This is a genomic window from Vibrio sp. TRT 29B02 (assembly GCF_050113655.1).
Lineage (GTDB): Bacteria > Pseudomonadota > Gammaproteobacteria > Enterobacterales > Vibrionaceae > Vibrio.
In genome coordinates this window covers 1-23236 of sequence record NZ_JBNJOJ010000039.1, presented here as the reverse complement: position 1 = coordinate 23236, position 23236 = coordinate 1, and the positions used below count along the sequence as shown (strand labels likewise).

The window sequence follows — 23236 nt, the reverse complement described above, 5'->3', positions numbered from 1 at the left end:
GTCATCATTCCAGTTGAGTAATCTCATCGTTGCAATAGACCTTGTTCACCTTATCCCACGGAATTGGATCGAGCGTCGCACCAAGCTGTTTGGCTCTTTCTGCCATCCGCTTGCCATAATTGATTCGATAGATTTCAGCATCGTTGCCAAAGGTGTCAGCGTCTAGCTCTTCAGCAGGCGCAAGTTCAGTAATGAAATTGTACTCACCACAACCATAGAGCCACACTTTTGTATTCCCGTTGGGTAGAAAACCAAAAACAATAGTTACCTTGTAGCAATCCAGTTCGACATTATCCCAAGTAATATATTTGCGCTTCGTAGACATTTGTTTTTTTAGATTATTTGGCAACTCCAGTAGAGTTACATATGATTTGGCATTACTTATTGATGCCCAATAAATAGTAATACTATCGGGTAAGTTATTAGTTCCACTGACTTGCCTTGAATAGCCGATAGGAGCTCCCAGTACCATGCCGTACCCATCATAATTTGGGTAAGACTTTTTTATATATTCGAATTTGCTTCTATATAAATACTGCTGATCATTATGTAAAAATGACGTCCAGCCAAGTTGCTCATTATTTCCATATGCTCGAAGCACTTTTGCAGGATATAAAGTCGACATAGCATAGCCAACACGCCATTTAGGCATATCTTCTGGTACATTAGGCACCCGACTAAATGCATTAGCATTTGTAAAAGTGATAAGCACTAACAGGGCAATAAACCACTTTATATCAAGACAACTCACAGCATCGTGCCCTCTACTTATCTTGGAAAAGGTCAAACACGTCATAGTTCGAGCTTAGTAATTTCTTCTTTGGAATAGACCTTGTTAACCTTTTCCCACGGAATTGGATCGAGCGTCGCACCAAGTTGTTTGGCTCTTTCTGCCATATCCTCGCTATAATTGTCTCGAATAATTTCCGCATCATTGCCAAAGGTATCCATCTCGAACTCCTCTACGGGTTCAAGCTCGGTAACAAACTTGTACTCGCCACAGCCATCTAGCCACACTTTTGTATTTCCGTTGGGTAGAAAGCCAAAAACAATATCACTTCGGTAACAGTGAGTTTTAAAGCCGTCAAAGCGGGTGAATGGCTCTTTGGTGCTCATCACCGTTTTCATCTTAGGCGTTAGATCAAATTTGGTCGCAAAAAACCTTTGATTGGTGATTGAAGACCAGTAAATATAAACACTATCAGGAAGTGTCTGAGTTCCGCCAATTTGACTACTGAATCCAACCGGAACTCCCAAAGCTATACCATATCCACTGTAATCTTTATGTGACCGCTTAGCATATTCATATTTAGTTCTATATAGATACTGTTGATCATTATGTATAAATGATGTCCAATCATGCTCCTCATTTACTCCATAAGCTTTGGTTACTTTAGCTGGGTATAACGTTGACATTGCATAACCAATACGCCATTTAGGCATATCTTTCGGTACACTAGGCACCCGACTAAATGCATTAGCATTTGTAAAAACGATAAGCCCTAGCAGGGCAATAAACCACTTTATATCAAGACAACTCACAGCATCATGCCCTCTACTTATCTTGGAAAAGGTCAAAACACGTCATAGTTCGAGCTTAGTAATTTCTTCTTTGGAATAGACCTTGTTAACCTTTTCCCACGGAATTGGATCGAGCGTCGCACCAAGTTGTTTGGCTCTTTCTGCCATATCCTCGCTATAATTGTCTCGAATAATTTCCGCATCATTGCCAAAGGTATCCATCTCGAACTCCTCTACGGGTTCAAGCTCGGTAACAAACTTGTACTCGCCACAGCCATCTAGCCACACTTTTGTATTTCCGTTGGGTAGAAAGCCAAAAACAATATCACTTCGGTAACAGTGAGTTTTAAAACCATCAAAACGAGTGAATGGCTCTTTAGTGCTCATCACCGTTTTCATCTTAGGCGTTAGATCAAATTTGGTCGCAAAGAACCTTTGATTAGTGATTGAAGCCCAGTAAAGATAAACACTATCAGGAAGAACATTCGTCGCCGCTACCTGGCTTTTTACCTCAACTGGTATACCTAATGCGATGCTGTAGCCATTGTAATTCGGGGCATACTTTCTCATCTCTTTAAGCTCAGTTCTGCCAAAAAACAGCACATCATTATGAATAAAGGAGGTCCAATTATAATCCTCATTGACACCGTAAGCTTTGGTTACTTTAGCAGGGTACAAGGTCGACATAGCATAACCTATACGCCATTTAGGCATATCTTCCGGTACGCTCGGCACTCGACTAAATGCACTGGCATTGGTAAAAGCTATAAGCCCCATTACTGCCATAAACCACTTCATATCAAGACTCCTTCAGGCACGGATAGATTTCACGCTGATAGCTCTCACCCACTTGGTTAGGCTCAATATGTGGTGAGCAGGCTTACCCGCAATATCAAGATAATTAACAACATCTTCCCCTTCACTTGTCTCAGAAAGATCAAAATACGTCATAGTTCGAGCTTAGTAATTTCTTTTTTGAAATAGACCTTGTTAACCTTATCCCACGGAATCGGGTCAAGCGTTGCGCCAAGTTGCTTGGCTCTTTCTGCCATATCCTCACTATAATCCGTTCGATAAGCTTCCGCGTCATTGCCAAAGGTATCCATCTCGAACTCCTTAACAGGTTCAAGCTCTGTAACAAACTTGTACTCGCCGCAGCCATCTAGCCACACTTTTGTATTTCCGTTGGGTAGAAAGCCAAAAACAATATCACTTCGGTAACAGTAAGTTTTAAAACCATCAAAGCGAGTGAATGGCTCTTTAGTGCTCATCACCTTCTTCATCTCAGGAGTGAGATCAAATTTGGTCGCAAAGAACCTTTGATTAGTGATTGAAGCCCAGTAAAGATAAACACTATCGGGAAGAACATTCGTCGCCGCTACTTGGCTTTTTACCTCAACTGGTATACCTAATGCGATACTGTAGCCATCGTAATTCGGGTAGTACTTAATAACCTTCTGTGGCTCAGTTCTGCCAAAAAAAAGCACATCATTATGAATAAAAGAGGTCCAATCTCGGCTGTCATTAACACCATATGCCTGAGTCACTTCGGCAGGGTACAAGGTCGACATAGCATAACCGACACGCCATGCCGGCATATCTTCGGGTACGCTGGAACCACGGTTAAATGAACAGTATGTCGTTAACACTCCTGCCAGTAATATCAAGACAACTCGCAGCATCTTGCCCTCCACTTATCTTGGAAAAGGTCAAAACACATCATAGTTCGAGCTTAGTAATTTTTTCAGTGGAATAGACCTTGTTAACCTTATCCCACGGAATTGGATCGAGCGTCGCACCAAGTTGTTTGGCTCGTTCTGCCATCCGCTCGCCATAATTAATTCGATAGATTTCTGCATCGTTGCCAAAGGTGTCAGCGTCTAGCTCTTCAGCAGGCGCAATCTCTGTGACAAACTTGTACTCGGCACAGCCACGTATCCATATTTTGGTTTTTCCGTTGGGTATGAACCCAAATACAATATCATTTCGGTAACATTCAAGTTCTACCCCGTCCCATGTTATGTATTTATCTTTAATGACCATTTGATCTTTTAGTCGGTCAGGTAACTCAAATTGAGTGACATACGACTTTGCGTTGCTTATTGACGTCCAGTAAATGGTAACGCTATCGGGTAAGTTATTTGTACCTGAGACTTGGCTTGAGTAACCAATTGGTGCTCCAAGAGCGATGCCATACCCATCATACGATGGATACGATTTCTGTATATAGTCATATTCAGTTCTATAAAAATACTGTAGATAATTATGTACAAAGGAAATCCAACCTCTCTGCTTATTTTCTCCATAAGCTTTGGTTACTTTAACTGGGTATAACGTTGACATAGCATAGCCTATACGCCATGCTGGCATATTTTCCGGAATGCTAGGCGCCCGACTAAATGCATGAGCATTTGTGAAAACGATAAGCCCCAGCAGTGCAATAAACCACTTCATATCAAGACTCCTTTAGGCACGGATAGGTTTCACGCTGATAGCCCTTGCCCACTTTGTTAGGTTTATTGGCAATGGTGTTATCGGAAGAATGATGGATTAAATTCGCATCAAATAGCTTGTTTATAATTGGGCTATCTTCAATCTCTGCGACATTACTTACATTTAATTCTTCCAATAACTCACCGTTCTTCGCCGTCGCCAGTGCCTTGTCGCAAAAATCAGCAAAGCGATATTTTCCAATATTCGTTGGCACGGAGTAATAGCTGTCTCCTGCTTCATACCAAACTTGACCGTCAGTATCATTCAATGGCACACCGTAATGTTGTGCTAGGCCAAACATAACTCGCAGGTAAAGCCTAGACAAATCACCACTTACCACTCTTTTTTGGTAGAGCGTGCCTTGTAAGCGTGTTCGCTCTTTATTGCCGGTTCTAAGTATCTGATAGTCAATATGGTAGTCGTCCCTATTCCAACCTAGCGCCACCTCTTGCTCAATAATTGGCTGAAGTTTGTCCGCAATTCTCCGTTTAACTTCATCACCGTTCCAATATCCAACCGGCTTGATGACTCGCTTGATTGGCTTGTTCTCTAATAAAGGCAATAAATAAGGTATGGTTAACCTGCGTTGACGCGATAATGTTGTGTAGGCGTTAAGTGAGTGGTAGCCACCACCGATATCAGAATGGGCACCAGGTACCACATACTCATGAAAGTGCTCGGCAGAATTGATGCGGTTTAAACTGAAGTTGCGTCGGTATTCAGTTTTTTTGTGGGCAGTGAGATGGACAACTCGTTTGACTCTGTCTGGGTCGAGCCACAGTCTTACACCACCATTGTTATTGTTGTGCGGTGAAAAGTCTTGCTTTGTAAGGTCAGCAATCGCTGCAACAGTATCAAATAGACCAACAAATTTGATTGAAACTGAGGCATCACTATTCCAATTAAAACCTGTTTTTAGCTCAACGCTATTCGCCATAAAGGCTTGAGCCATTTTTGCAGCAAACACGCTGGCTGTACCGTCAATAATTAGGTTTACAAAATGTCTAGCGGCCGCTGCGCCACGGCTAAAACCGAAAACATCTAATTCAATGTTAGAGACTCCATCTGCTCGCGTCTTTTTATATTCGTCACTATCACGAATTTTTTCTATAAGTCTTGAAAACTGGTGGATAGATGTTTCAACTTTGGATTCAACACCATACTTCCCTAGCCCAGTAGCTTGCCCAATCAATACCGACTCATCGGCAGGTTTAGTGCTGTCCGTTTCATTGCCGGTGCCAATTCCTGTTATGTATTCAGAATGGACAAAAACACGTTCTTTATCTAAGTAAACATCACGCAAGTACAAATCATATAGCTTTTGGATATTGGTTGGTTCATTCGCTGCACTGCTCTTAACCGCATGATCTTCTTGCCAGAAAAAGCGAAACTTATCCTGTTCCGGAAACTTAAACAGTTCCTCTGGCCACTCTATGGGAGGCCTATCTTGGTAAAGGTGATACAACGGATACCATTTGGAGTAATAACTATCGAGCTTGTTCTTGCCCCATTGGGCGCTATAGGTGTTGTTCGCCGTTCCGTCAAAGAACATCCCTACGCGTAAAGTAATAAAGTTGAAGCCTCTTACCTTCAGTACATAGCTTTTATCGGTGATGAGTTTAAGCTTATCTGCCTGCCCTTTTTGGTGCCTAGATGGTAGAGATAGCCCTTCGCTCAATTCGGTAAGGTCACCGGCGGTTACTTCAAAATAGCGTGTTGCACTGCCTTTATGGCCTAGATGATTGTCGGCAAACTCTTTCGTTGGATCACTGTCTGTTGCGCGGTTAGGAATACGCTCGTCACCTTGTGCCGCGGATATCCAAGCATCGCACTCTAACAGAATCGTTGCGGGGCCAGGCGCCATCCGATCAACAAAAATTGGACCATCATCAAGATAAATTGGAAATGCATTCCCTCCGTAGTCAAGGAGAGTTCCTCGCACTCCAGAGAAGGGACGGTTAAACTCATCGCGAATATAGATTTCTATCCAGTGAGTCATCCTGTCACAGGGTAAGCAATATGGGCTTGCGCCAGTAATACTCATACCCAACCCTCCTGAATCACTTTAAGTAGACTTAGTTCCTGCTCGGTGAGTCGCAATGGCTCTGACAACTGTAATAGATGAGAATTGCTTCGTTGCGCTAACTCAACAATCGCGCATGCCTCGAGCTCCGAAACGGGATATCCCAACTCAATTCCTCGCTCTAGTGCGCTTGATATCACTTGTAGTGGTTCATCAAGTTGTTCGAGAATGTCAGGGATCAGCTCCCAACAACGTTTTTCTATTGCAATGGCGTGATGCTTAGTGTTGTAGATCGGTGCAAGGTGGTGAGGTTGGAGTTTCCACCACGTCTCCTTCTTTAGCTCAAAGTGACTCTGAGAGTGGCGTGTGAAGCTAATTAACTTGTCATCAACTAACGCCAAGCTATCAATATTGCCGAGAAATTGTTGTATTTCTGATGGCATCATCGCCTTTAGCATCGGCGCTATCACAACCTTGTCATAGAAACGGAATAGTACTTCTTCGCCATCAAGCGCAGACATTAGCATGCTGCGTAAATGTCGAATCGTGGTTACTGAGCAAGTTGTGGCAATGCCTAAACCCTGATTAAGCAGGCCTTCATCCAACGCCAGTACCTCATCAGATACTGGGATAAGCCATGGTGACAAGGCCATGACATCTTTAAATGTATTCCCCCAAAACAGCGGAGCTGCATTATCAAACCCAAATCCATTCGACGTTAGTGCTTGATTATGAGTTCGTGCACAAACCAGCCAAAAGCTGTTAGGTTGTTGTTCTTTGAGCCAAGCCTTGAGCATAATTCACCTTCACGTTACAGAATTCGCACCTGACTGAATGGTAAAACGAGGTGCTTGAGTACATGGTGGCTTCAACCCAAAAGAAAATGCATTTAACTGCCCAATGTCATTTGTCTACTATTGAGCAATAGACCAGCAAGCGAGGATACGCCACAGCCATCGAAGCTAACAAAATGATCCTCCCCTTTAGTATCAATTGTGATTCAATTTGCCCGATATCCCGGGTAGATGACGTTAATGTGATTTCACTTCCACCAGCGAATATGACTACGTTTAAGTAAGCTGCCCCACACCAAGCAGTAGCCCGATGGCTGAGAAAAAAGTAAAGGGGCGCCATGTTTTACTCGCTCGCTGTTACATAGTCACAGTCTTCACACAAGACGATGTTTAAGTGAAGAGAACGTACCTAATGAATCAAACTTAACCAGTTGATTATCATTGACGTTTGAAATGGCCCAATTCAGTGATTATCAGTTGCTAGAAATCAGATAGAGTGATAGTATCCGCGCTCGCTTACAGAGTTACTACCAATTCCTCTTGAGCGGTTAGCACACATAACAAGGTCGCATTGTTAGTGTGATTATGAATATCTTAAATTTTTGAGAGTTATACTATGAAATTTGAAGCAGTAGTACGTACTGAACTAGGTAAAGGTGCGAGCCGCCGCCTACGTCACGCTGGTAAATTCCCTGCAGTTGTATACGGCGGTGAAGAAGCAGCTGTATCTATCGTTCTTAACCACGATGACATCGTTAACCAAATGGACAAGCCTGAGTTCTACGAAGGTATCGTTCTAGTAATCGACGGTGCTGAAGTTAAAGTTAAGCCACAAGACGTTCAACGTCACGCTTTCAAGCCAAAAGTTGAGCACATGGACTTCATCCGTATCTAATTCCCGACCAAGGAATTAGTTGGATTAAATCCAGCCTTTTGCATATAAGATAATCGGCCTTACCATCCGAGAAATCTAAAAATTCGAAACCCCGATGCTACCAACATCGGGGTTTCACCGTTTTTGAGCCCTCAAAAACGCTCTCAATTCTCTTCAACTTACTGAAACTTAGCCACTTTACCTGAACCCACTATAACCACATAGTTACTGGGTGGATTAAGTGTGGACGAAAGGTGGACTTATACAGTAGTTTCTCTCTCAACTATCTTAGACCCATTTTTACCACGACTCAAATCACAGCCCCACTCCCCCTACTTTATTCTTTAACTCTAGAACATATCCGAAAGTGCCTCAAAGAGCCCCTCTCAAGCTTCCGAGTAAATCCCACACAGTGATATACTTTCTATCAAATCGCTTACTAGTGAGGCTACAGAAATGGATAAGAAGACTTTTACCGAGCAAGAGCTACTCGAAGGATTAGATGCTTATACAGCACATGCAGATGAGTTAGTTGTTGAAGAGAAGATCGTTGTTGATAAGACAGAGGATAGTTACAATTAGGTATAGAGTTTAAAAAGTTTTGAAATAATCAACCCGTAGCACATCCTCAAGTCGAGATAAAGCTAACATCGATTTTCTTCTTCACTGGTCACAAGAAGTGTTGCTTGTTATACACATCATGTGAATAGTTGCTAGACTGTGGATCATGATGTATGTAAAATTCATCGGTTTCTGGGTAATCAATTAAGAAGGAATGTATGTCACAGCAAAAAAATCAGACATGTGCTTTCGAGTTCTATAGTAACAGCTCGTTAGATAGCCTGCTTAATAGCAAATTACTTTCTAACGACTTTTATTCCAGTATTATAGAATCTGTTGATTTTCAGCGCCTAAAACAAGTTTCTTTTTTGGGAGCAATTGATTATATAAACCCAGACAACAAGACCAATAGATTCCAGCATTCTTTAGATGTCGCAAAGCTGGCACTTTATATTAGTGAAAAAAGAAATTATTCTCAGGAAGTAACTGATCACGTTGTATCAGCTGCTCTTCTACATGATATTGGTCACGCACCACTTTCACATAGTATGGAGTCATCGTTCTTTGAAGCCTACGGCATTGATCATCATATAGTAAGTTCTAATTTGATATCGAAAGGAATTGAAAGAACATCTATTACTAACATCTTAAAAAAACATGTAAGTCTAGACTTAGTTTTAAAATTAATTGAGCAAAAGTCTACTGAAGAATTCTCTGATATTTTCAATTCAAAAGTAAACATAGATACAATTGATGGCATTCACAAGAGTCTAGCATTCGTAAATATAAAGTCTCCTTATAATAAGTATGCACTTGCCAAGGCTGCTTTTATTGAGAGTGAACATGATGAAAAACGAGTAGCCAAGTTAGATCACTTCTGGAGTGCTAAGAATTTTGTCTATAAAAAAATAATTACTAGCGGAATAGGTGCTGTTGCCGACCATATTTCGAAAGAATATTTTTCAGAAAACCTGTCTCGAATAGACGCTAGCTATTTCTTAAAGAAAGAGTCATCTTTAATTGGTGGCAGAAAACCTATATTTAAGGACTTCTCAAAAAAAATAAGAAAGATTAAATGTTTAGAATACCCTTCTATCGAAAATACAAACGTTTTCGATATAACGTTATTTGAGCGAGACTACACTACTCAAAACAATGTTAACATTGATAGTCAGACTAACCTAAATGACTTTATCAATGAACGATACACAGTAAAAAAGACTAAAACTCAAAAGCATATTTACTACTCAGTATCAAGAGATAAAAAATTAGAAAATACATTGAGTTGTAAGAAAGTACAATATAAGTTATTTGGTTAGATTCATGGAAAAAAGAAAAGTATATTCAGAACAAGTTGTTACAAATATCCGAACTAAATTAAACTCCTGCCTAAAAGATGACCCTTTTTCTTCTTTAGATATATCTGTAATCGTTAACGGCTCTTTCGGTAGAAATGAAGCGTCTGAAGTCTCTGACATGGACTGGTTCATAGTAGCAAAAAGCAAATTGGACAGCTCAACAACAGAGCAACTACGCGAAACAGTTCATAATATTGTAACATCATTTGTACCTAAAAACTGCGGGAACACAGGTACTTTTGGTGGAGTAGTAACTGAAGATGAACTATTGGAAAACTTCGGTGGTGACGTTGATACCAACCAAAAATTTACACGAAGAATGCTATTATTACTTGAAAGTAAGTGGCTGTTTAACGAAGAACTTTATTCATACATTAAAAATGAGGTTTTGTCTAAATATATAAAGGAAGGGGTTCCGGATAGCGGACTTAATCGTTTTATTTTAAATGATGTCATTCGTTACTATCGAACTATATGTACCGATTACGAGTATAAAGTTTATGAAGATGGTAAAAAATGGGGTGTTAGAAAAATAAAACTTCGCTTTTCAAGAAAGCTTCTTTACTTTTCTGGCCTTCTGACGGTAGCTGATACTGCTAGCTTGAGTCGCAACCTTAAGATTGAAAAGACAGCTTCATTACTGGACTTATCACCAATCGATAGAATTATCAAAATTTTAGGCGAATCAGAGACATCAAAAATGATGGAATTCTATTATGAGTTTTTGGATAAGATATCGGAAGAATCCATCCGTAACTCATTGGATTCAGTGGAACGTGAGAATAGAAATGAAAATGATGATTATAGGTATTTAAAGAACTTATCAGAACACTTTAATTGGGAAATGGAAAAGTGTTTTTATCAGAAGTTCCCACCTAGTCACCCTATCCATGCAGCTATGATCTTCTAAAATATGAAGTGTATTTATGTAAGGCATGGTTTGACCTCTTATAGTCGTAAAAACTTGTTTGCGGGTCGAAAGAATATTTCCGTAGTAGATATTGACGAGCAACTAATAAACGAAGCTATCAATCTAGTTGATATGTTAAAGCCAAAAATCTTAGTGCATAGTCCATTACTCAGAGCAGTTCAAACTTCGCAATGTTTTTTAGACAAATTTTCGTTCGATGACGTGGTAAATGAACCATTGTTATTGGAAAGAGATTTTGGGGATTACGAAGGTAAAGAGAAAACTGCTGATAATAGGAAAGCAATGGAATCAGATGCTTCTGTTGAATCACTGGTCGACTTTGAATTAAGAGTTGCAAATTTTATAGACAAATATAGGGGAAAGAAAATCCTCATTGTTGGTCATTCCGCTTTCTATAGGTCATTGGTAAAAAGATGTACTTCAGCAAAAAAAAGCAAGCTCAAGTGCTGTGAACCGACATATATTGAAGTAATTGAAGATATCTAGTAGAGCCTTCTTTGTGCGTTCATGTAAAATGGTTCACTTAAAGTACTCTAATTGTGGTGGAGTCTCTGTACTCCACCAAAGCACACTTTGACTAGCATTAAATTAGCGCCCTAGATAAACCGCAGTCACTTCCTCTCGGCCATGCCCTAGCTCTTCACTAATGATCATTCTGGCTTCATAGTCACGCTGCTTGTCTGCACCACTCAACCTTTTCGTTGACGGCCCTCCCGCAGCAGGAGCGCTATTACCCGTCAACTCAAGGTATCGCTGGTGCGCATACGCATGTCTCAAGCCATGTGCACGATCGAGCCCCATCTTGATACAAGCTCGTTCGTATCTACCTAAATGAGTTTTATACGTGTCCTCTTTTGGTATTAGTGAGCCATCCCCCACCCACTTTTTTATCGAATCGATGAGTTCACGCTGCGCTTGGGTTCTGATTGGTACGGTTCGGGGTCTAGCGCCTTTCGTTTTAGTCAGGACTAAGTGATCACCTTTATCCGAAAAGCGCAGTATTATCTTCATGCACTCCTCTCGGCGAAGACCAAAGGCGGCCTGTAATCTGAAACTCGCTTCTAAATAGCGGTTATTGAGCCTAGATAACTGCTCATTTGATACGTGACGGGATCGATTGATGTTTGTGACGTAGTGGCGTTTTTCAATACCGAGAGATGCATTGTTAGCTGGTATAAGCCCAGGCTTACCAATTTTTTCTGATAGCCATCTTAGGTGAGACATTCGGTTTTTGATAGTTCCTGCCGATAAGCCTTGCGATTGCCAATGAGTTAATAGCTTTACGGCGTGTCTACGGCCAAAGTTCTTTAACTCTAAGTTTCGTACATTTAGCTCTTTCAGTTGACTGTCCACCAGCTTGAGCACTTTCTTTCTCTCTGCTTGAGTGGCTTTCGAGCCGTCTGGGTTTCGATGTAGTAAACGGGTAATTTGGTAATAGAAATTAGTAGCCATGCGCTAACCCTCTTCTTGTTAAATGAAAAATAAAGAGCCGTATGTTGTCGGCTCTTTCTCTTGTCATTCGAAGGTTCTTATTTCACGGGTGCAGTAGTTAGGTATCAATGCGATTTCAGATTAGTGTTATTACTCCCGTTCATTTCGACAGAACGCCTATCACTTCTTTGAAGTGATTAGGTAATGGAGTGAGACTACTGTGCGGTCAGAAATTCCGAACAATTGAATGACTGTAAGCCATGTGCAATTGCTTAATCCCCAGAAGCCCGTTGGGCTAGTGAGATAAGAATGCGCTGGTAATTAATTGGTTTCTTTTACAAGTAGGCTATGCAGCAATGGCTGCGTATTTAATTCCATTTCATTGTGTGCGATGAGCGTTAAGTATTCAAATTTGGTGACGCTCTCAGCGTCAGTTTTGTTTCGGTGTCATTCGATGGTAATTCTGAGAATCGGCTCGGAAGGTAGTAATGGTGGTCGCTATCCGTCCTGTCACTCCATGTTTGGAGTGACAGGACTAGAGAACAAACTCCGTACTTAATCTGATAGCAAAACCTTATATAGAACTTCATTCCCAACTTTCATTATGCGACATTATATACACATTGATTGTTAGCGCGCGTTGTGGCGCATAACTTACTAAATGTATAGATTAAACCTACGAAGCGACAACTAATAATAGTTAGTACGGGTTTGACATCAAAGGTCATAGGTTTTGGTGTTTATCTGTTTTGGCGCTTGTCTTTACAACTTTCAGTTTATACCTTTCACGTTCTTTCCGGTGGCACTATATGCGGAGTGTTCGCTTTGATTTCACCATTTACGGTCTCTGACTCTTAGCCTATTTCTTTGGCGCTTCTTCGTTTTCGTTGTACTTCCTGAGTTAATCTTGTCGTTCGTTTGGTGTTGCCATCAAAGTGCGAGGATCGAATCCTTTCCTAATTTGAAGTCAGTAAAAGTAGGTGAGTTCAGTACGTTTTTCTTCTAGCCAACTTTCGTCTCTCTATCGATTTTAAGTTTTGTAGCTGCCCGTCTCACTTCAGTGTTCAAAGCCTTTCATATCATGCCAGTTTTCAATATCTTGGAGCGCACAAATAGAAGTAGCGCATGTACTAACAAATTGCTTAAGAGTGATTCGTAACGCGTGGCATTTTTACTTTGCGGTGGCTTATGGTGATTAAGGCGCTGTGCGGTAGCTTTTGTATTGCGTTACTCACACCTTAGCAAGACGTTAAGCTGCTGAGGGGGTTCTACTGTAGCTTAATCTGAGTGATTTTTCATAGATGGAATGCTAAGATCTTATGTGAGCGAGTTAATTAGTTATAGGTTTATTCTAATGATGGTACAGATGTCAAAATGAACAATTCAGAAAGGCATACGATCACAAATCTCTTTTCTAAAAAGTCTATGATGGCACTTATGGACGAAGAGAGTAATGATAAACTTAAACTCTTGATGGCTAGACACTTACACGAAGATGGTTTGACTTTGTGGGAAGCTTTTGAGCATCTGTACAAAAGGTTGGTGAAAGAATATCGAAATGAGTATGTGTACAAAAATGCCATCGCTGAAAAAATAGTTAAAGGTCGCCACAAAATGGTAAATGTAGCGTACTTCACTGAGTTTCGAGTTCGGAAGACTATTGCTGATTGTGTCGTTGTTAATGGCTGCTCTACAGCATATGAAATCAAAACTGAGTTTGATACTTTCTGTCGATTGAAGCATCAGTTGGAAAGTTATAGGCAAGTTTTTGAAAAAGTTAATATTGTTGTTCCTGAATCCAAGCTTTCAAAGCTGAAGAGTGAGGTAGACGATAGCATCGGTATTCTCGTGCTCACAGACCGCTACACATTCGAGGAAGTTCAACCATCGAGTATTCATACTGACTTATTGAAACATGATCTAGTTTTTGATTGTTTAAATAAAAATGAAATATTCGACATTGTATTAACTCACTTTGGTGAATTGCCGCAGGTAAAACCTGCGTTTGTCAGAAGTGAGTGTAAGAAAATGTTCGAAGCTTTACCTAAAGAAGTTGTTAATTCTGAATTCAAAAAAGCTCTAAAACAACGAGAGCATTATGGAAAGCATAAGGAGACCTTATCAAAGTTTCCTAACTCTCTGTTATCTTTGATATGTACATCTAATTTTTCTGAGGAAAACTATGGCATCATGTTGCATAGTCTAAAGCAACAATTTTCATAATAAATGAAGAGGTGTCGGTATGTACTTTCCGTTATTACGAGGGAAGCAAAATGAGCTCCTTGCTCTCAGGGAGTGTGTAGGTAAACTTTCAGAAAGTGGAAAGGTTGTACCGATAATTGAACCTGTAACTAAAGGTTTTTCTCCTGTATTGAAATGTATCAATACATTGTGTGATAAGAATGTTGAGCACATTATTGTTTTTAATTCTCAAAATGGTGATTTAGGGAAATCTCCCAAGCAAATGACAGCATTGGTAGATGAGATAAAATCTAAAACACAGGCTCAACATTTTGCGTTTATATTAAATAGTTCAACAAAAGCTAGCGAAATCAATGACTTCTTAGTTAGTATCGGTGAGCGAAAGTTTTCTTTCATTCATAATGCTTCATTTTCAGATCCTAAGTTCTTGTTTAGTATTTCTTCGAACCTAAACTTTTGTCATCATATTTTCATCGACTCCAACGTAAGTCGCTCTTATAAGCAGCAATTTAACGACTTTTCAAGAGTTAACATTTCAGATTGCTTCCGTTCGGTTAGCAAAAATTCTGAATATGCCGACCCTAACCACGAATTTTACACAGATGCGCATCTAAACTATATAACGGATGGTTTTTCGGGCTTTGGAGACTATACGACGTTATCTGAGCGTTTCAAATCAGGTGGTTTTCAGCCATATACGGCAGCTTTACACCTTACACATGAAGTTACTAACACTGGTGATATCTGGGTTCGTCACTTCTTATCTGAGGTGTACGAGTACCCAACATCAGATCAAGCAGCTTTGATCCATGAGGCCTTACCTGAAATGGTGGCATTTATTAATGAGTTCAAAGATTACTTTAGCTTCTCTGAAGCAATCAAAGAAATTATTGATATTGATAACGAGGGACGTTCAACTAATCTCGGTTACATGAAAAAGCTAGCGATAAAACATCATATTGAATTGTTGCTGAAAATCTTGTAAAGACCTGAAAAACGCAGCTTAGTATCAAGTTTGAAGTGCGACAAAAATTGGCAAAATTACACCGCCATTTTTCCTACTTTGCTCTTCAATATAGTCTTTCTCATCTACTTAGATGAAGAGCGCTATTACACTAACTCACTTTTGGCTGAACCTCAATCGCTGGAACCTGATTCCAGCGAATATCATTCTCTCTCGTGTATATCTTCGTTGTATCCGCATTGGCATGGGCCATTCGCTCAGTTGCGCTTATGCCCTGCTCTTCAATCATTCTGGCCGATAAACCTCGAATCTCATGGTAGGTTGGTCGAAGAGATTTTTTGAGGTGATCGTATAGGCCCAAAGAGTCTCTTACTTTGCTGAACTCTTTGCTTATATTGTGGTGGTGAACCTGATATAGATGATCCGTTTCCTTAGAGATACCTCTTTGTAATTGGCGAGGTTTTCTATGCGCCACGTACGGGCAGTGCAACCTTGAGGTTTTCGACAGATCAACAATGTCTTTTATCGCCTGAGTGACAGGAATTGCTACCGCGGAAGTTTCAGACTTTTGGACTTTCTGGCGATGGATATAAAGCGTCCCGTAAATGGGTTGGCCGTCAATGTAATCCACCCTACCCTCTAGGTTCCACAGAATGCCGCATACGCCTTCTCTTGGCTTCTTGATTCGATAACGCAATCGGTAGATTTCACGTACAGCGTGAGTTGTCTCTAAGGTTAAAGACATTGCGACTTTCAAGAACAGTGGCGCCGCTTCGTAGATCTTAAGATAGCTTTCGTAGTCTAAGTTGTGGCGTGCTTTGGTGTAATCCTCTTTTGATAAACGTCTCTGTTTCTTGTTAAGAACAAAGTTACTCTCTATCGCACTCTCATCAGCCAAATAGGAAAATATCTTTTTCAGATTGCTGATTTTTCCATTTAGCTGTCGATTATTAAGCTCAGCATAGTATTTACCAATGTGCTCATTGATATGCTGTAACTTCAGCGATTTTGTTAAGCACTTACCCATGTGCTCTTCTAACCTTTCACAGTCACGTTCTAAGTTTCTAAATACGTCTTTTGAGAGTTTCTCTTCGGCTTTGACACGGGCCAACACGACAGGAAGCCAATCTTTTAATGGCTTATTAAACTTATCTCTACGCCCTTTAGAGATAGCTCTTTGAAATTGGGTTGGCTCATTGAGATCGAAGTCTTGCGTAAGCTCCGGCCTATTCTGCATGTTATAAACATACGCCGCTTGAATTGCCTCTTGCTCAGTTGTGCCACTAGGGAAAAGTCGTTTAACGCCTTCAACTGTCGTAAAGCGAAAGCGCAGCTCTCCCCTGTGGCTCATTCGTACAAGAAATGCTGGGTAGTGAGCCGTTTCTCTACTTCTTGCTCGGCCTACCATTACGACTCCAGAAATCTGACCAATTCTGAAATTCGATCGGCTGGGTTACCAACATCCTCATCTATGCAGACTAAGTATCGGCCTGTGGGGGTTCGAGTACCGCCCAACTTCCCAATTTTTATCCAATTAATGATCGTGGCGCTGCACATACCAGAACCAGGATAAAATTCTTCAATGTACTGACTCGGTCTTAAGTATCGGATTGCCATGTTCTTCTCCTCACATTTCAAATAATGAAAATTGCTTAAGAAAAACTATGCATGAAATTTTCGGTAAGATTTGTTTTGAGCGGCAATTGGCCACAAAAGCAAATGAAGAAGAGATAAGTAAAGTGGCCGATATCAGTCGCTATAGGGTGGACTTATTCAGTAATAGAAAAATGACAACCAATTGATTTATAAGCTTTTACCAATTAGAGCATTTTCGCATTTAAGACGTCACTTTAAGATACGAAATGCTCTATAAAGTAATGAAAACATTAAAAATCAATACCCTACAATTGTGCTTACTACCAACATCGGGGTTTCACCGTTTTTGAGCCCTCAAAAACGCTCTCTATTCTCTTCAACTTATTGAAACTTAGCCACTAACTTAGGGGAGGTTTACACACTCTCACCATTTCTGATCGCATCGAGAAAGTAATTAAAGAGGACAGTCACCCCCAAAGAATGAAATCACGGTGTGTAGTGGTTTACTCGTGCCTGTCCTTCTATTGTTCTCAGACTCGGTGGGTTAAGTGTGACTTGATTCATATCTTTGAGCGCATCGCATAATTACCCTAACTATAAAGTGGTCTTTGTGGTAAATGTATTAGCCAAATACATAATAATTCTCTATTGCACCGCGCTGTATGCCGTTGTGATAAGGAGGCTAGGTGGAAAGCAATACTATCACTGTTGAGAAACAAAATGTCGCACCATACTTATCTGTTCTATTGGGTGCTAAATCAACAAAAGAAGAATCATGCTCAGTGCATGAAGTAATACTCCAATTATTGAAAGAAGAGTCCTCTGATGAAATGACAGTAGGCTCGACGGTCAATGATGAGGTCGGAGAACTAGGAACAGTAAAAATCACATCGTATACAATTTCAAAGGAACCTAGCTGGGCTAAAGGTTTGGATCTTAAAGACTTAGAGCACCACGTCTTCGTTAGCTTTAACGTCAGAGATCACCTCGCTTTTTATTTCTCTGAGAAAGGTAAAAAAGACACTATCCGAGAGTTTTTTGGGAAAAAGCGCTTACCAAATCTATTTCCAATTCCAATAAGCAAGCTGAATGGTAATTTCATTAATGAAGACGAAATCAAAATGCTGTGGCTATCGGGAATACATGGTAGAGATAACTTTAAAGCAGACTCAAAAGTTTTAGGCGGTAATAGTGTTGCTGATACCCTCGACCCTCTGATTGATCAGTCGTATATGATGTCGGCAGTACGAACTGAAGTTTGGGGGACAAAATCAAAAAGCTCCGTTGGCATTAATCCATTTAAGTCGTCAATTTGGCGCGGACCTTGTAAAGATTGGAGTACTTTTGAGAACAGAGTACTAGAAATATTAGATAGACTGTCAGTTAACAGTATTGAGTCAGAGAGCCCTATCGGGATATTGTCTTATCCAATATCTAAACCTGATGACTTAAAAAAACCATATGATTTTTCTCTTGTAGATTACGACTTTCTGCCAGAGGAGGACGGACAGCATCGTAAAGAGTTGTTGAAAAAACTACAGTATGACTTTCATGTTGAATTGGTAAACAGTTTTATTGAAAGTGATATTTCACTCGATATCTTCCACACAGGTAAGAAGGTGGGAAATATATGTGTAGAAGTTGAAGTTGACGACTATAAAGTTACCTTTAAAGTAAAAAGTGAAACACCTGTAACCAAAAGTAAAAAACACTTCGATTTATTCAAGCGAGTGTTTTTGTATCCTGAACTTGTTAAGTGTTGGTTTGAGTCTGGGCACGCTGTAGTAAATGGCATGGTATTCAGAACTGGCTATCGAGATGTAGAGTATGACAAGTTCTTGTGGGCTGACTTTGAAAAATACGACATTAAAAAAGAAAAGCCTGGGACGAATGCTCAAAAACCATCATTAAAAGATATAGGTAAAGAAAAATCATTATTCTGTTGGGTACAAAAATGTTGGAGTGGAAATTGGCTAACATCAGATGAATTTAATACAACAGAAAAACCACAGGGTTGGTTATACTGTGATGATGGCGCTGGAGAAAAAGCCGATTTCATTCATTATGTTCAGCATGGTTCACTGCATCTAATATCTTTAATCCACGTCAAAGCGTCAAAATCTAGTGATGCGTCTCGAAGAATATCTGTAGGTGCACATGATGTTGTACTTAATCAAGCTGTTAAGAACCTAAGATTTACTGCTAGGAAAACCCTCGTCGAAGATCTGAAAGTAAGGCATGATAATGCGGCTCATAAAGGATGTTGGCACAATGGAAAAGAAGCTAAAGCTGAAGATTTCTTTACTGTTCTATTGGGGTTAAAAGACAACAAACATGTTAAGACTCGTGTTGTAGTCGTCCAGCCCCACACCCAGAAAAGCGTTTACCAAAATAGTTCAGGTAGCAAGATAAAAACTCAGCTAGATGTGTTATTGGTTAGTGCCGAAAATGCAATTAGGTCCTCAGGAGCAGATTTCCATATTATTGGCTTAGCCGACAAAAAAACTTAGTATCAAGTTTGAAGTGCGACAACAATTAGCAAAATTACACCGCCATTTTTCCTAGTCTGTTCTTCAATATAGCCTTTCTGATATACTTAGATGAAGAGCACTATTGCGCTAACTCACTTTTGGCTTCACCTCAATCGCTGGAACCTGATTCCAGCGAATATCATTCTCTCTTGTGTAAATCTTCGTTGTATCTGCATTCACATGGGCCATTCTCTCCGTTGCGCTTATGCCCTGTGTAAACCTCACCATTTCTGATCGCATCGAGAAAGTAATTAAAGAGGACAGTCACCCCCAAAGAATGAAATCACGGTATGTAGTGGTTTACTCGTGCATGTCCTTCTATTTTTCTGGCTGCGGTTGACAATAACAACTTTAAACTTACAAGGATTCACTAAGTTGAAAATAAAGGTATCTTTAATCAAATAAGTCTGTATAGTGGTTATTGCTCTGACAAAGAGTTGTTATCAAGATAAAATATAAAGAAAGTTTTCCAGCGTCATCCCTAGCAAGTTTCTCTCTGTAATATCCCTTAATTCGCTATCCTAAAAATAATACCTATGTTCAGTGCAAATTAATTTTAAACGTTATAAGGGGCATAATATGTCTAATCAAATCATTCATAATGAGAATAGAAATAAATCCATTCAAAATACAGAAACTTCAATCAATAAAAAAACACAAGTTAATAGTCTTCTCCAAAGAATTGCCAATGGTGAAAGTGGTGTTGTTTTGGAGGAATTATTTTGAGAAATAATGGTCGCAAGAAGACCTGGTTTAAGTTGAATAAATCCAAATCAAACAGCAAAAAAAACGTATCAAAATGACCCAATAGTCTCGTGTTATGTGATTTCTTGCCACCTGCTCAGATAAGCCATTTGAATGCACTCTCTAAGAACTTACCTGCATTCTCTTTGACAATTTCGCCATGAGACATGACTAAAATTTGAGGTTTCCAAGACAACAAGCGATCAAGGTGCCGGCGAGCGTCCGATTTACCGAACATAAAACTTAGGCGCCAATCTAAAGGCATTTTTCCGTTGGGAGCTAGAATACCTACACCTTTCGCTACTGCTCTTTGCCAATAATTAAAATCGTTTCCAGAAAAGTTTTCAACCAAGTCTGTGACGATAAGGACACCTGAACTTTTATGGAAAAAAACACATTCTTCCATCAAGGGCGAACCCGAAAATAACACTTGATCGATTTCTGCTCCCCAAGCACAAATTTGCTGATGGTTCAAAGAACCATTAAAAGTTAGATCACCACGCTTTGCTATAACTTCATTAGTGCCATAAATTTCGGCCTTAGGATAAACAGCTAGCCAATCAGATAAAAATAGATGATGTAAGTGATTTGGTGCTATCAAATACCTTACTTCGCCTAAACTGCTGATCTGTTCAATAATTGCTTCTGATAACTTGATTGGGCTGTGAACCCAAAGCTCCCCACTAGATAGGCGAACAATCGTCATTCGAGTAGAAAAAGGTAACCCTAGAAACTGAACTGAGCTACCATCGAATATCCATATTTCGTGCGCTAATTTTTCCATTTGAACCCCAATCACATAACGCCTAATTCTTACGAATCCCCTCATAATTTCTATATAAAACAATGAGTAGACGCGCATTGCTCATTCTGATCTAATTAATTTAGCCAAAAACACACCTGATTAAATGGATTTAATAGGGCCCCCTAACGATGCGCGACATTCAAATTCTACAGCAAACTCGCGAGAATCAATGCCCTGATATCCACAAAAAACGACTGAGATCTCTGATTAAAGAGGACTGATTAAAGGATTAAAGAGGACAGTCACCCCAAAGAATGAAATCACGGTGAGTGATTTACTCGTGCCTGTCCTTCTATTGTTCTATTGCTTCTATTGTTGGGCTTCTATGGCTTGTATTGAAAATATTTTTCTATAGATATCTCTGCGGTAGATACTTTGTTAAACTCAGCCCTTTAAAGAATGAGACCCAAAAATTAAATGATGACTGACGAAGAAAGAATCGAACTGCAACAAAACAACCCACTGCACGGGCTAAAGCTAGAAACTATGTTGCAGGAGTTGGTGGATTTTTATGGATGGGACATTCTAGATGCAGCAATGCGCTTTAACTGCTTCAATACCAAACCTTCGATTGCAAGTAGCGTAAAGTATTTAAAGAAGACTGAATGGGCGAGAGAAAAATTAGAAAACTTTTACCTATATCGTTTTAAGCGTATGCCAAGAGCGAGTGCAGAGGAATATGACCTACCACCAAGAGCTCGTACTTTTCCTCATGGGCTTGAGCCTAAAGAGCCAATGCAGCTAACGGTTGATTCTATTCTTAAATCACAGGCCAAAGCAGCCTCTGCATTTAAACAGCGCTCCCCAAGAGGACGTCCTTCACGCCGGTAATACAACGCGTGAATTGGCAATAGAGCCCCATTTGACCTTTCAGATGAGGCTCTAAAAAATCGCAAGTGGATAGCTGAGCTGATTGTCCGATTATCCACTTACCTACTAGTTACTGCTTACGCTTTTTGCTCTTTTTTCCTGTTCCGGCTGGCTTTGCACGCGGTTTCATCGGTTGAAAATACGCTTCACTCTGGTCGTCTTCCACCTCAAAACCTTCTACCTGTTCACGTTCAAGCTGGAACTTATTCTTCTTTTCGATCACTTTAAATTGGTGATAATCATCGTAATCAATCAGAGATAAGCCTAAACCGACTTCACCTGCACGGCCACTGCGTCCAATTCGATGCATATAGTCGGCAGGACTACGCGGAAGATCGAAGTTGATGACCACTGGTAGCTTTTCTATATCCAGACCACGCGCGGCAATATCGGTAGCGATAAGGACTTGAATCTCGCCTGACTTAAAGCCGTCAAGAACACGCGTACGCGCTCCTTGTCCTTTGTCACCATGGAAAACCTCGGCGGCGATGCCACGTTTCGATAGTTTTTGAGCCAGATGGTTACAAGCATTTTTAGCATTAACAAAAATCAATGTCTGTCGCCACTGGTGCTGTTTAATGAGATGTGCAAGTACTGCTGTCTTTTGACCCTTGTTCACGCTAAATACACGCTGGACCAAAGTACTCGCTTCAGCGCTTTGAAGTTGAATTTCAATTGGGTCACTGAGCAAGTTCTGAGCCAAAGTCGTTACTTTTTCAGGAAAAGTCGCAGAGAAGAGCAAGGTCTGTTTGTTCTTTGGCAGCAGATCAAGAATCTTATTTAGCTCGTCGGTAAATCCAAGGCTCAACATACGATCGGCTTCGTCGAGCACGAGCGTTTTTACTTGGTCTAGCTTGATAGCGTTACTCGAGATCAGATCAAGTAGTCGACCCGGAGTCGCAACGATAATGTCACTACCGCCACGAAGTGCGAGCATTTGTGGGTTTACTGATACACCACCAAATACAGCGACTGTTTTGATCTTATCTCTAAGATGATATGAGTATGATTTTACACTATAGGCCACCTGAGACGCCAACTCACGAGTTGGAACTAGAATCAGGTGAGAAACAAAATTACCACGACGAGTATTTGAGGAATCTTGCTCAAGAATCTTTTGCAGAATTGGCAACGAAAACGCGGCAGTTTTTCCAGATCCCGTGTTGGCACCACCAATGATATCTCTTCCATTAAGCACATGAGGAATGGCATGCGATTGGATGGGAGTTGGCTGGTGATATTCTAATTCATCTAGTCGCTCGACTAGGGTTGAAGTCAGGCCAAGGTCGGAAAAAGTCGTTTGCTGTGTTTTATCTATCATTACAATGAGTGGCTCAATACTGGCTAAAGGCCGTGTATCTTATGCTATTTGGCGCGAGGGTGTTAGCTATATTGATTCAACCACAATATTAACGGCGCATAAACGAGTTTCCGAGCGCACTATTTTTATAAGGACAGTCACTGAAGTATCCCCACAAAACTGAGAGAAAAAGCTAATAAATTCATTTTATTGGGAACATTCATGACGCTTAGTGATC

Annotated in this window: 21 protein-coding genes; 10 read left to right on the top strand and 11 right to left on the bottom strand. The window is 40.4% G+C overall.

Annotated features, from left to right (window positions below; translation table 11 throughout):
- Positions 1-4 precede the first annotated feature (4 nt).
- The 7 genes from ACQEXT_RS19055 to ACQEXT_RS19025 all read right to left on the bottom strand — a co-directional run bounded on the left by ACQEXT_RS19055 (position 5) and on the right by ACQEXT_RS19025 (position 6834).
- Positions 5-751 carry a DUF2931 family protein gene (locus ACQEXT_RS19055; RefSeq protein ID WP_426953215.1) on the bottom strand — a complete coding sequence of 249 codons (747 nt, stop codon included), beginning with the start codon at positions 749-751 and terminating at the stop codon, positions 5-7.
- 41 nt (positions 752-792) lie between these two features.
- Positions 793-1542 carry a DUF2931 family protein gene (locus ACQEXT_RS19050; protein WP_426953214.1) on the bottom strand — a complete coding sequence of 250 codons (750 nt, stop codon included), beginning with the start codon at positions 1540-1542 and terminating at the stop codon, positions 793-795.
- Between the two features lie 42 nt (positions 1543-1584).
- A complete protein-coding gene (locus ACQEXT_RS19045; RefSeq protein ID WP_426953213.1) occupies positions 1585-2319 on the bottom strand; it encodes a DUF2931 family protein in 735 nt (244 codons plus the stop codon).
- Positions 2320-2468: 149 nt separating this feature from the next.
- On the bottom strand, positions 2469-3203 hold the full coding sequence (locus tag ACQEXT_RS19040) for a DUF2931 family protein (protein WP_426953212.1): 735 nt from the start codon (positions 3201-3203) through the stop codon (positions 2469-2471).
- 37 nt (positions 3204-3240) lie between these two features.
- Entirely contained in the window at positions 3241-3975 is a 735-nt protein-coding gene (locus ACQEXT_RS19035; protein WP_426953211.1) for a DUF2931 family protein, read from the bottom strand.
- Between the two features lies 1 nt (position 3976).
- Positions 3977-6058 carry a T6SS phospholipase effector Tle1-like catalytic domain-containing protein gene (locus ACQEXT_RS19030; RefSeq protein ID WP_426953210.1) on the bottom strand — a complete coding sequence of 694 codons (2082 nt, stop codon included), beginning with the start codon at positions 6056-6058 and terminating at the stop codon, positions 3977-3979.
- A complete protein-coding gene (locus ACQEXT_RS19025) occupies positions 6055-6834 on the bottom strand; it encodes a DUF4123 domain-containing protein (RefSeq protein ID WP_426953209.1) in 780 nt (259 codons plus the stop codon). The genes ACQEXT_RS19030 and ACQEXT_RS19025 overlap by 4 nt, the downstream gene beginning before the upstream one ends.
- Before the next feature lie 613 nt (positions 6835-7447).
- On the opposite strand from ACQEXT_RS19025, the gene rplY reads away from it, so the two are divergent.
- The 5 genes from rplY to ACQEXT_RS19000 all read left to right on the top strand — a co-directional run bounded on the left by rplY (position 7448) and on the right by ACQEXT_RS19000 (position 11041).
- Complete coding sequence (gene rplY / locus ACQEXT_RS19020) at positions 7448-7726, top strand: 50S ribosomal protein L25 (protein ID WP_138973354.1); 279 nt, start codon at positions 7448-7450, stop codon at positions 7724-7726.
- 435 nt (positions 7727-8161) lie between these two features.
- Positions 8162-8287, top strand: coding sequence for a hypothetical protein (locus ACQEXT_RS19015; protein WP_426953208.1), 126 nt, complete (start codon positions 8162-8164; stop codon positions 8285-8287).
- A 197-nt stretch (positions 8288-8484) separates the two neighbouring features.
- On the top strand, positions 8485-9585 hold the full coding sequence (locus tag ACQEXT_RS19010; protein ID WP_426953207.1) for an HD domain-containing protein: 1101 nt from the start codon (positions 8485-8487) through the stop codon (positions 9583-9585).
- 4 nt (positions 9586-9589) lie between these two features.
- Positions 9590-10534 (top strand): hypothetical protein, encoded by a 945-nt coding sequence (locus tag ACQEXT_RS19005; protein ID WP_426953206.1) that lies wholly within the window; start codon positions 9590-9592, stop codon positions 10532-10534.
- Positions 10535-10537: 3 nt separating this feature from the next.
- Complete coding sequence (locus ACQEXT_RS19000) at positions 10538-11041, top strand: histidine phosphatase family protein (RefSeq protein WP_426953205.1); 504 nt, start codon at positions 10538-10540, stop codon at positions 11039-11041.
- Between the two features lie 102 nt (positions 11042-11143).
- Here ACQEXT_RS19000 and ACQEXT_RS18995 read toward each other — a convergent pair whose 3' ends face one another.
- Positions 11144-12007: a phage integrase N-terminal domain-containing protein gene (locus ACQEXT_RS18995; RefSeq protein ID WP_426953204.1), complete on the bottom strand. Its 864-nt coding sequence runs from the start codon at positions 12005-12007 to the stop codon at positions 11144-11146.
- A gap of 1353 nt (positions 12008-13360) precedes the next feature.
- Between ACQEXT_RS18995 and ACQEXT_RS18990 the strand changes: the two genes are divergently transcribed.
- On the top strand, positions 13361-14209 hold the full coding sequence (locus ACQEXT_RS18990) for a sce7726 family protein (RefSeq protein ID WP_426953203.1): 849 nt from the start codon (positions 13361-13363) through the stop codon (positions 14207-14209).
- 19 nt (positions 14210-14228) lie between these two features.
- On the top strand, positions 14229-15173 hold the full coding sequence (locus tag ACQEXT_RS18985; protein WP_426953202.1) for a sce7725 family protein: 945 nt from the start codon (positions 14229-14231) through the stop codon (positions 15171-15173).
- 130 nt (positions 15174-15303) lie between these two features.
- On the opposite strand, the gene ACQEXT_RS18980 is transcribed toward ACQEXT_RS18985, so the two are convergent.
- Positions 15304-16560 (bottom strand): integrase, encoded by a 1257-nt coding sequence (locus tag ACQEXT_RS18980; protein WP_426953201.1) that lies wholly within the window; start codon positions 16558-16560, stop codon positions 15304-15306.
- A gap of 874 nt (positions 16561-17434) precedes the next feature.
- Here ACQEXT_RS18980 and ACQEXT_RS18975 point away from each other — a divergent pair.
- Positions 17435-19258: a hypothetical protein gene (locus ACQEXT_RS18975; RefSeq protein ID WP_426953200.1), complete on the top strand. Its 1824-nt coding sequence runs from the start codon at positions 17435-17437 to the stop codon at positions 19256-19258.
- 600 nt (positions 19259-19858) lie between these two features.
- Complete coding sequence (locus ACQEXT_RS18970) at positions 19859-20005, top strand: hypothetical protein (protein WP_426953199.1); 147 nt, start codon at positions 19859-19861, stop codon at positions 20003-20005.
- 115 nt (positions 20006-20120) lie between these two features.
- Here the strand turns inward: ACQEXT_RS18970 and ACQEXT_RS18965 are convergent, their stop codons facing one another.
- The gene (locus ACQEXT_RS18965; RefSeq protein ID WP_426953198.1) at positions 20121-20807 is read right to left on the bottom strand and encodes a DUF4336 domain-containing protein; all 687 of its coding nucleotides are present in this window, start codon (positions 20805-20807) and stop codon (positions 20121-20123) included.
- Positions 20808-21245: 438 nt separating this feature from the next.
- Here ACQEXT_RS18965 and ACQEXT_RS18960 point away from each other — a divergent pair, with 438 nt between their 5' ends.
- Positions 21246-21659, top strand: coding sequence for a VF530 family DNA-binding protein (locus ACQEXT_RS18960; RefSeq protein ID WP_171052154.1), 414 nt, complete (start codon positions 21246-21248; stop codon positions 21657-21659).
- A gap of 109 nt (positions 21660-21768) precedes the next feature.
- On the opposite strand, the gene ACQEXT_RS18955 is transcribed toward ACQEXT_RS18960, so the two are convergent.
- Entirely contained in the window at positions 21769-23019 is a 1251-nt protein-coding gene (locus ACQEXT_RS18955; protein ID WP_426953197.1) for a DEAD/DEAH box helicase, read from the bottom strand.
- Positions 23020-23236: the final 217 nt, after the last annotated feature.

Coding starts and splice junctions, on each gene's coding strand:
- ACQEXT_RS19005 (WP_426953206.1), top strand. CDS start 9,590: ATGGAAAAAAGAAAAGTATATTCAGAACAAGTTGTTACAAATATCCGA.
- ACQEXT_RS19010 (WP_426953207.1), top strand. CDS start 8,485: ATGTCACAGCAAAAAAATCAGACATGTGCTTTCGAGTTCTATAGTAAC.
- rplY (WP_138973354.1), top strand. CDS start 7,448: ATGAAATTTGAAGCAGTAGTACGTACTGAACTAGGTAAAGGTGCGAGC.
- ACQEXT_RS19040 (WP_426953212.1), bottom strand. CDS start 3,203: ATGCTGCGAGTTGTCTTGATATTACTGGCAGGAGTGTTAACGACATAC.
- ACQEXT_RS18955 (WP_426953197.1), bottom strand. CDS start 23,019: ATGATAGATAAAACACAGCAAACGACTTTTTCCGACCTTGGCCTGACT.
- ACQEXT_RS18980 (WP_426953201.1), bottom strand. CDS start 16,560: ATGGTAGGCCGAGCAAGAAGTAGAGAAACGGCTCACTACCCAGCATTT.
- ACQEXT_RS19000 (WP_426953205.1), top strand. CDS start 10,538: ATGAAGTGTATTTATGTAAGGCATGGTTTGACCTCTTATAGTCGTAAA.
- ACQEXT_RS18970 (WP_426953199.1), top strand. CDS start 19,859: ATGTCTAATCAAATCATTCATAATGAGAATAGAAATAAATCCATTCAA.
- ACQEXT_RS19025 (WP_426953209.1), bottom strand. CDS start 6,834: ATGCTCAAGGCTTGGCTCAAAGAACAACAACCTAACAGCTTTTGGCTG.
- ACQEXT_RS18965 (WP_426953198.1), bottom strand. CDS start 20,807: ATGGAAAAATTAGCGCACGAAATATGGATATTCGATGGTAGCTCAGTT.
- ACQEXT_RS18985 (WP_426953202.1), top strand. CDS start 14,229: ATGTACTTTCCGTTATTACGAGGGAAGCAAAATGAGCTCCTTGCTCTC.
- ACQEXT_RS19035 (WP_426953211.1), bottom strand. CDS start 3,975: ATGAAGTGGTTTATTGCACTGCTGGGGCTTATCGTTTTCACAAATGCT.
- ACQEXT_RS18990 (WP_426953203.1), top strand. CDS start 13,361: ATGAACAATTCAGAAAGGCATACGATCACAAATCTCTTTTCTAAAAAG.
- ACQEXT_RS19045 (WP_426953213.1), bottom strand. CDS start 2,319: ATGAAGTGGTTTATGGCAGTAATGGGGCTTATAGCTTTTACCAATGCC.
- ACQEXT_RS19015 (WP_426953208.1), top strand. CDS start 8,162: ATGGATAAGAAGACTTTTACCGAGCAAGAGCTACTCGAAGGATTAGAT.
- ACQEXT_RS19030 (WP_426953210.1), bottom strand. CDS start 6,058: ATGAGTATTACTGGCGCAAGCCCATATTGCTTACCCTGTGACAGGATG.
- ACQEXT_RS18960 (WP_171052154.1), top strand. CDS start 21,246: ATGATGACTGACGAAGAAAGAATCGAACTGCAACAAAACAACCCACTG.
- ACQEXT_RS18995 (WP_426953204.1), bottom strand. CDS start 12,007: ATGGCTACTAATTTCTATTACCAAATTACCCGTTTACTACATCGAAAC.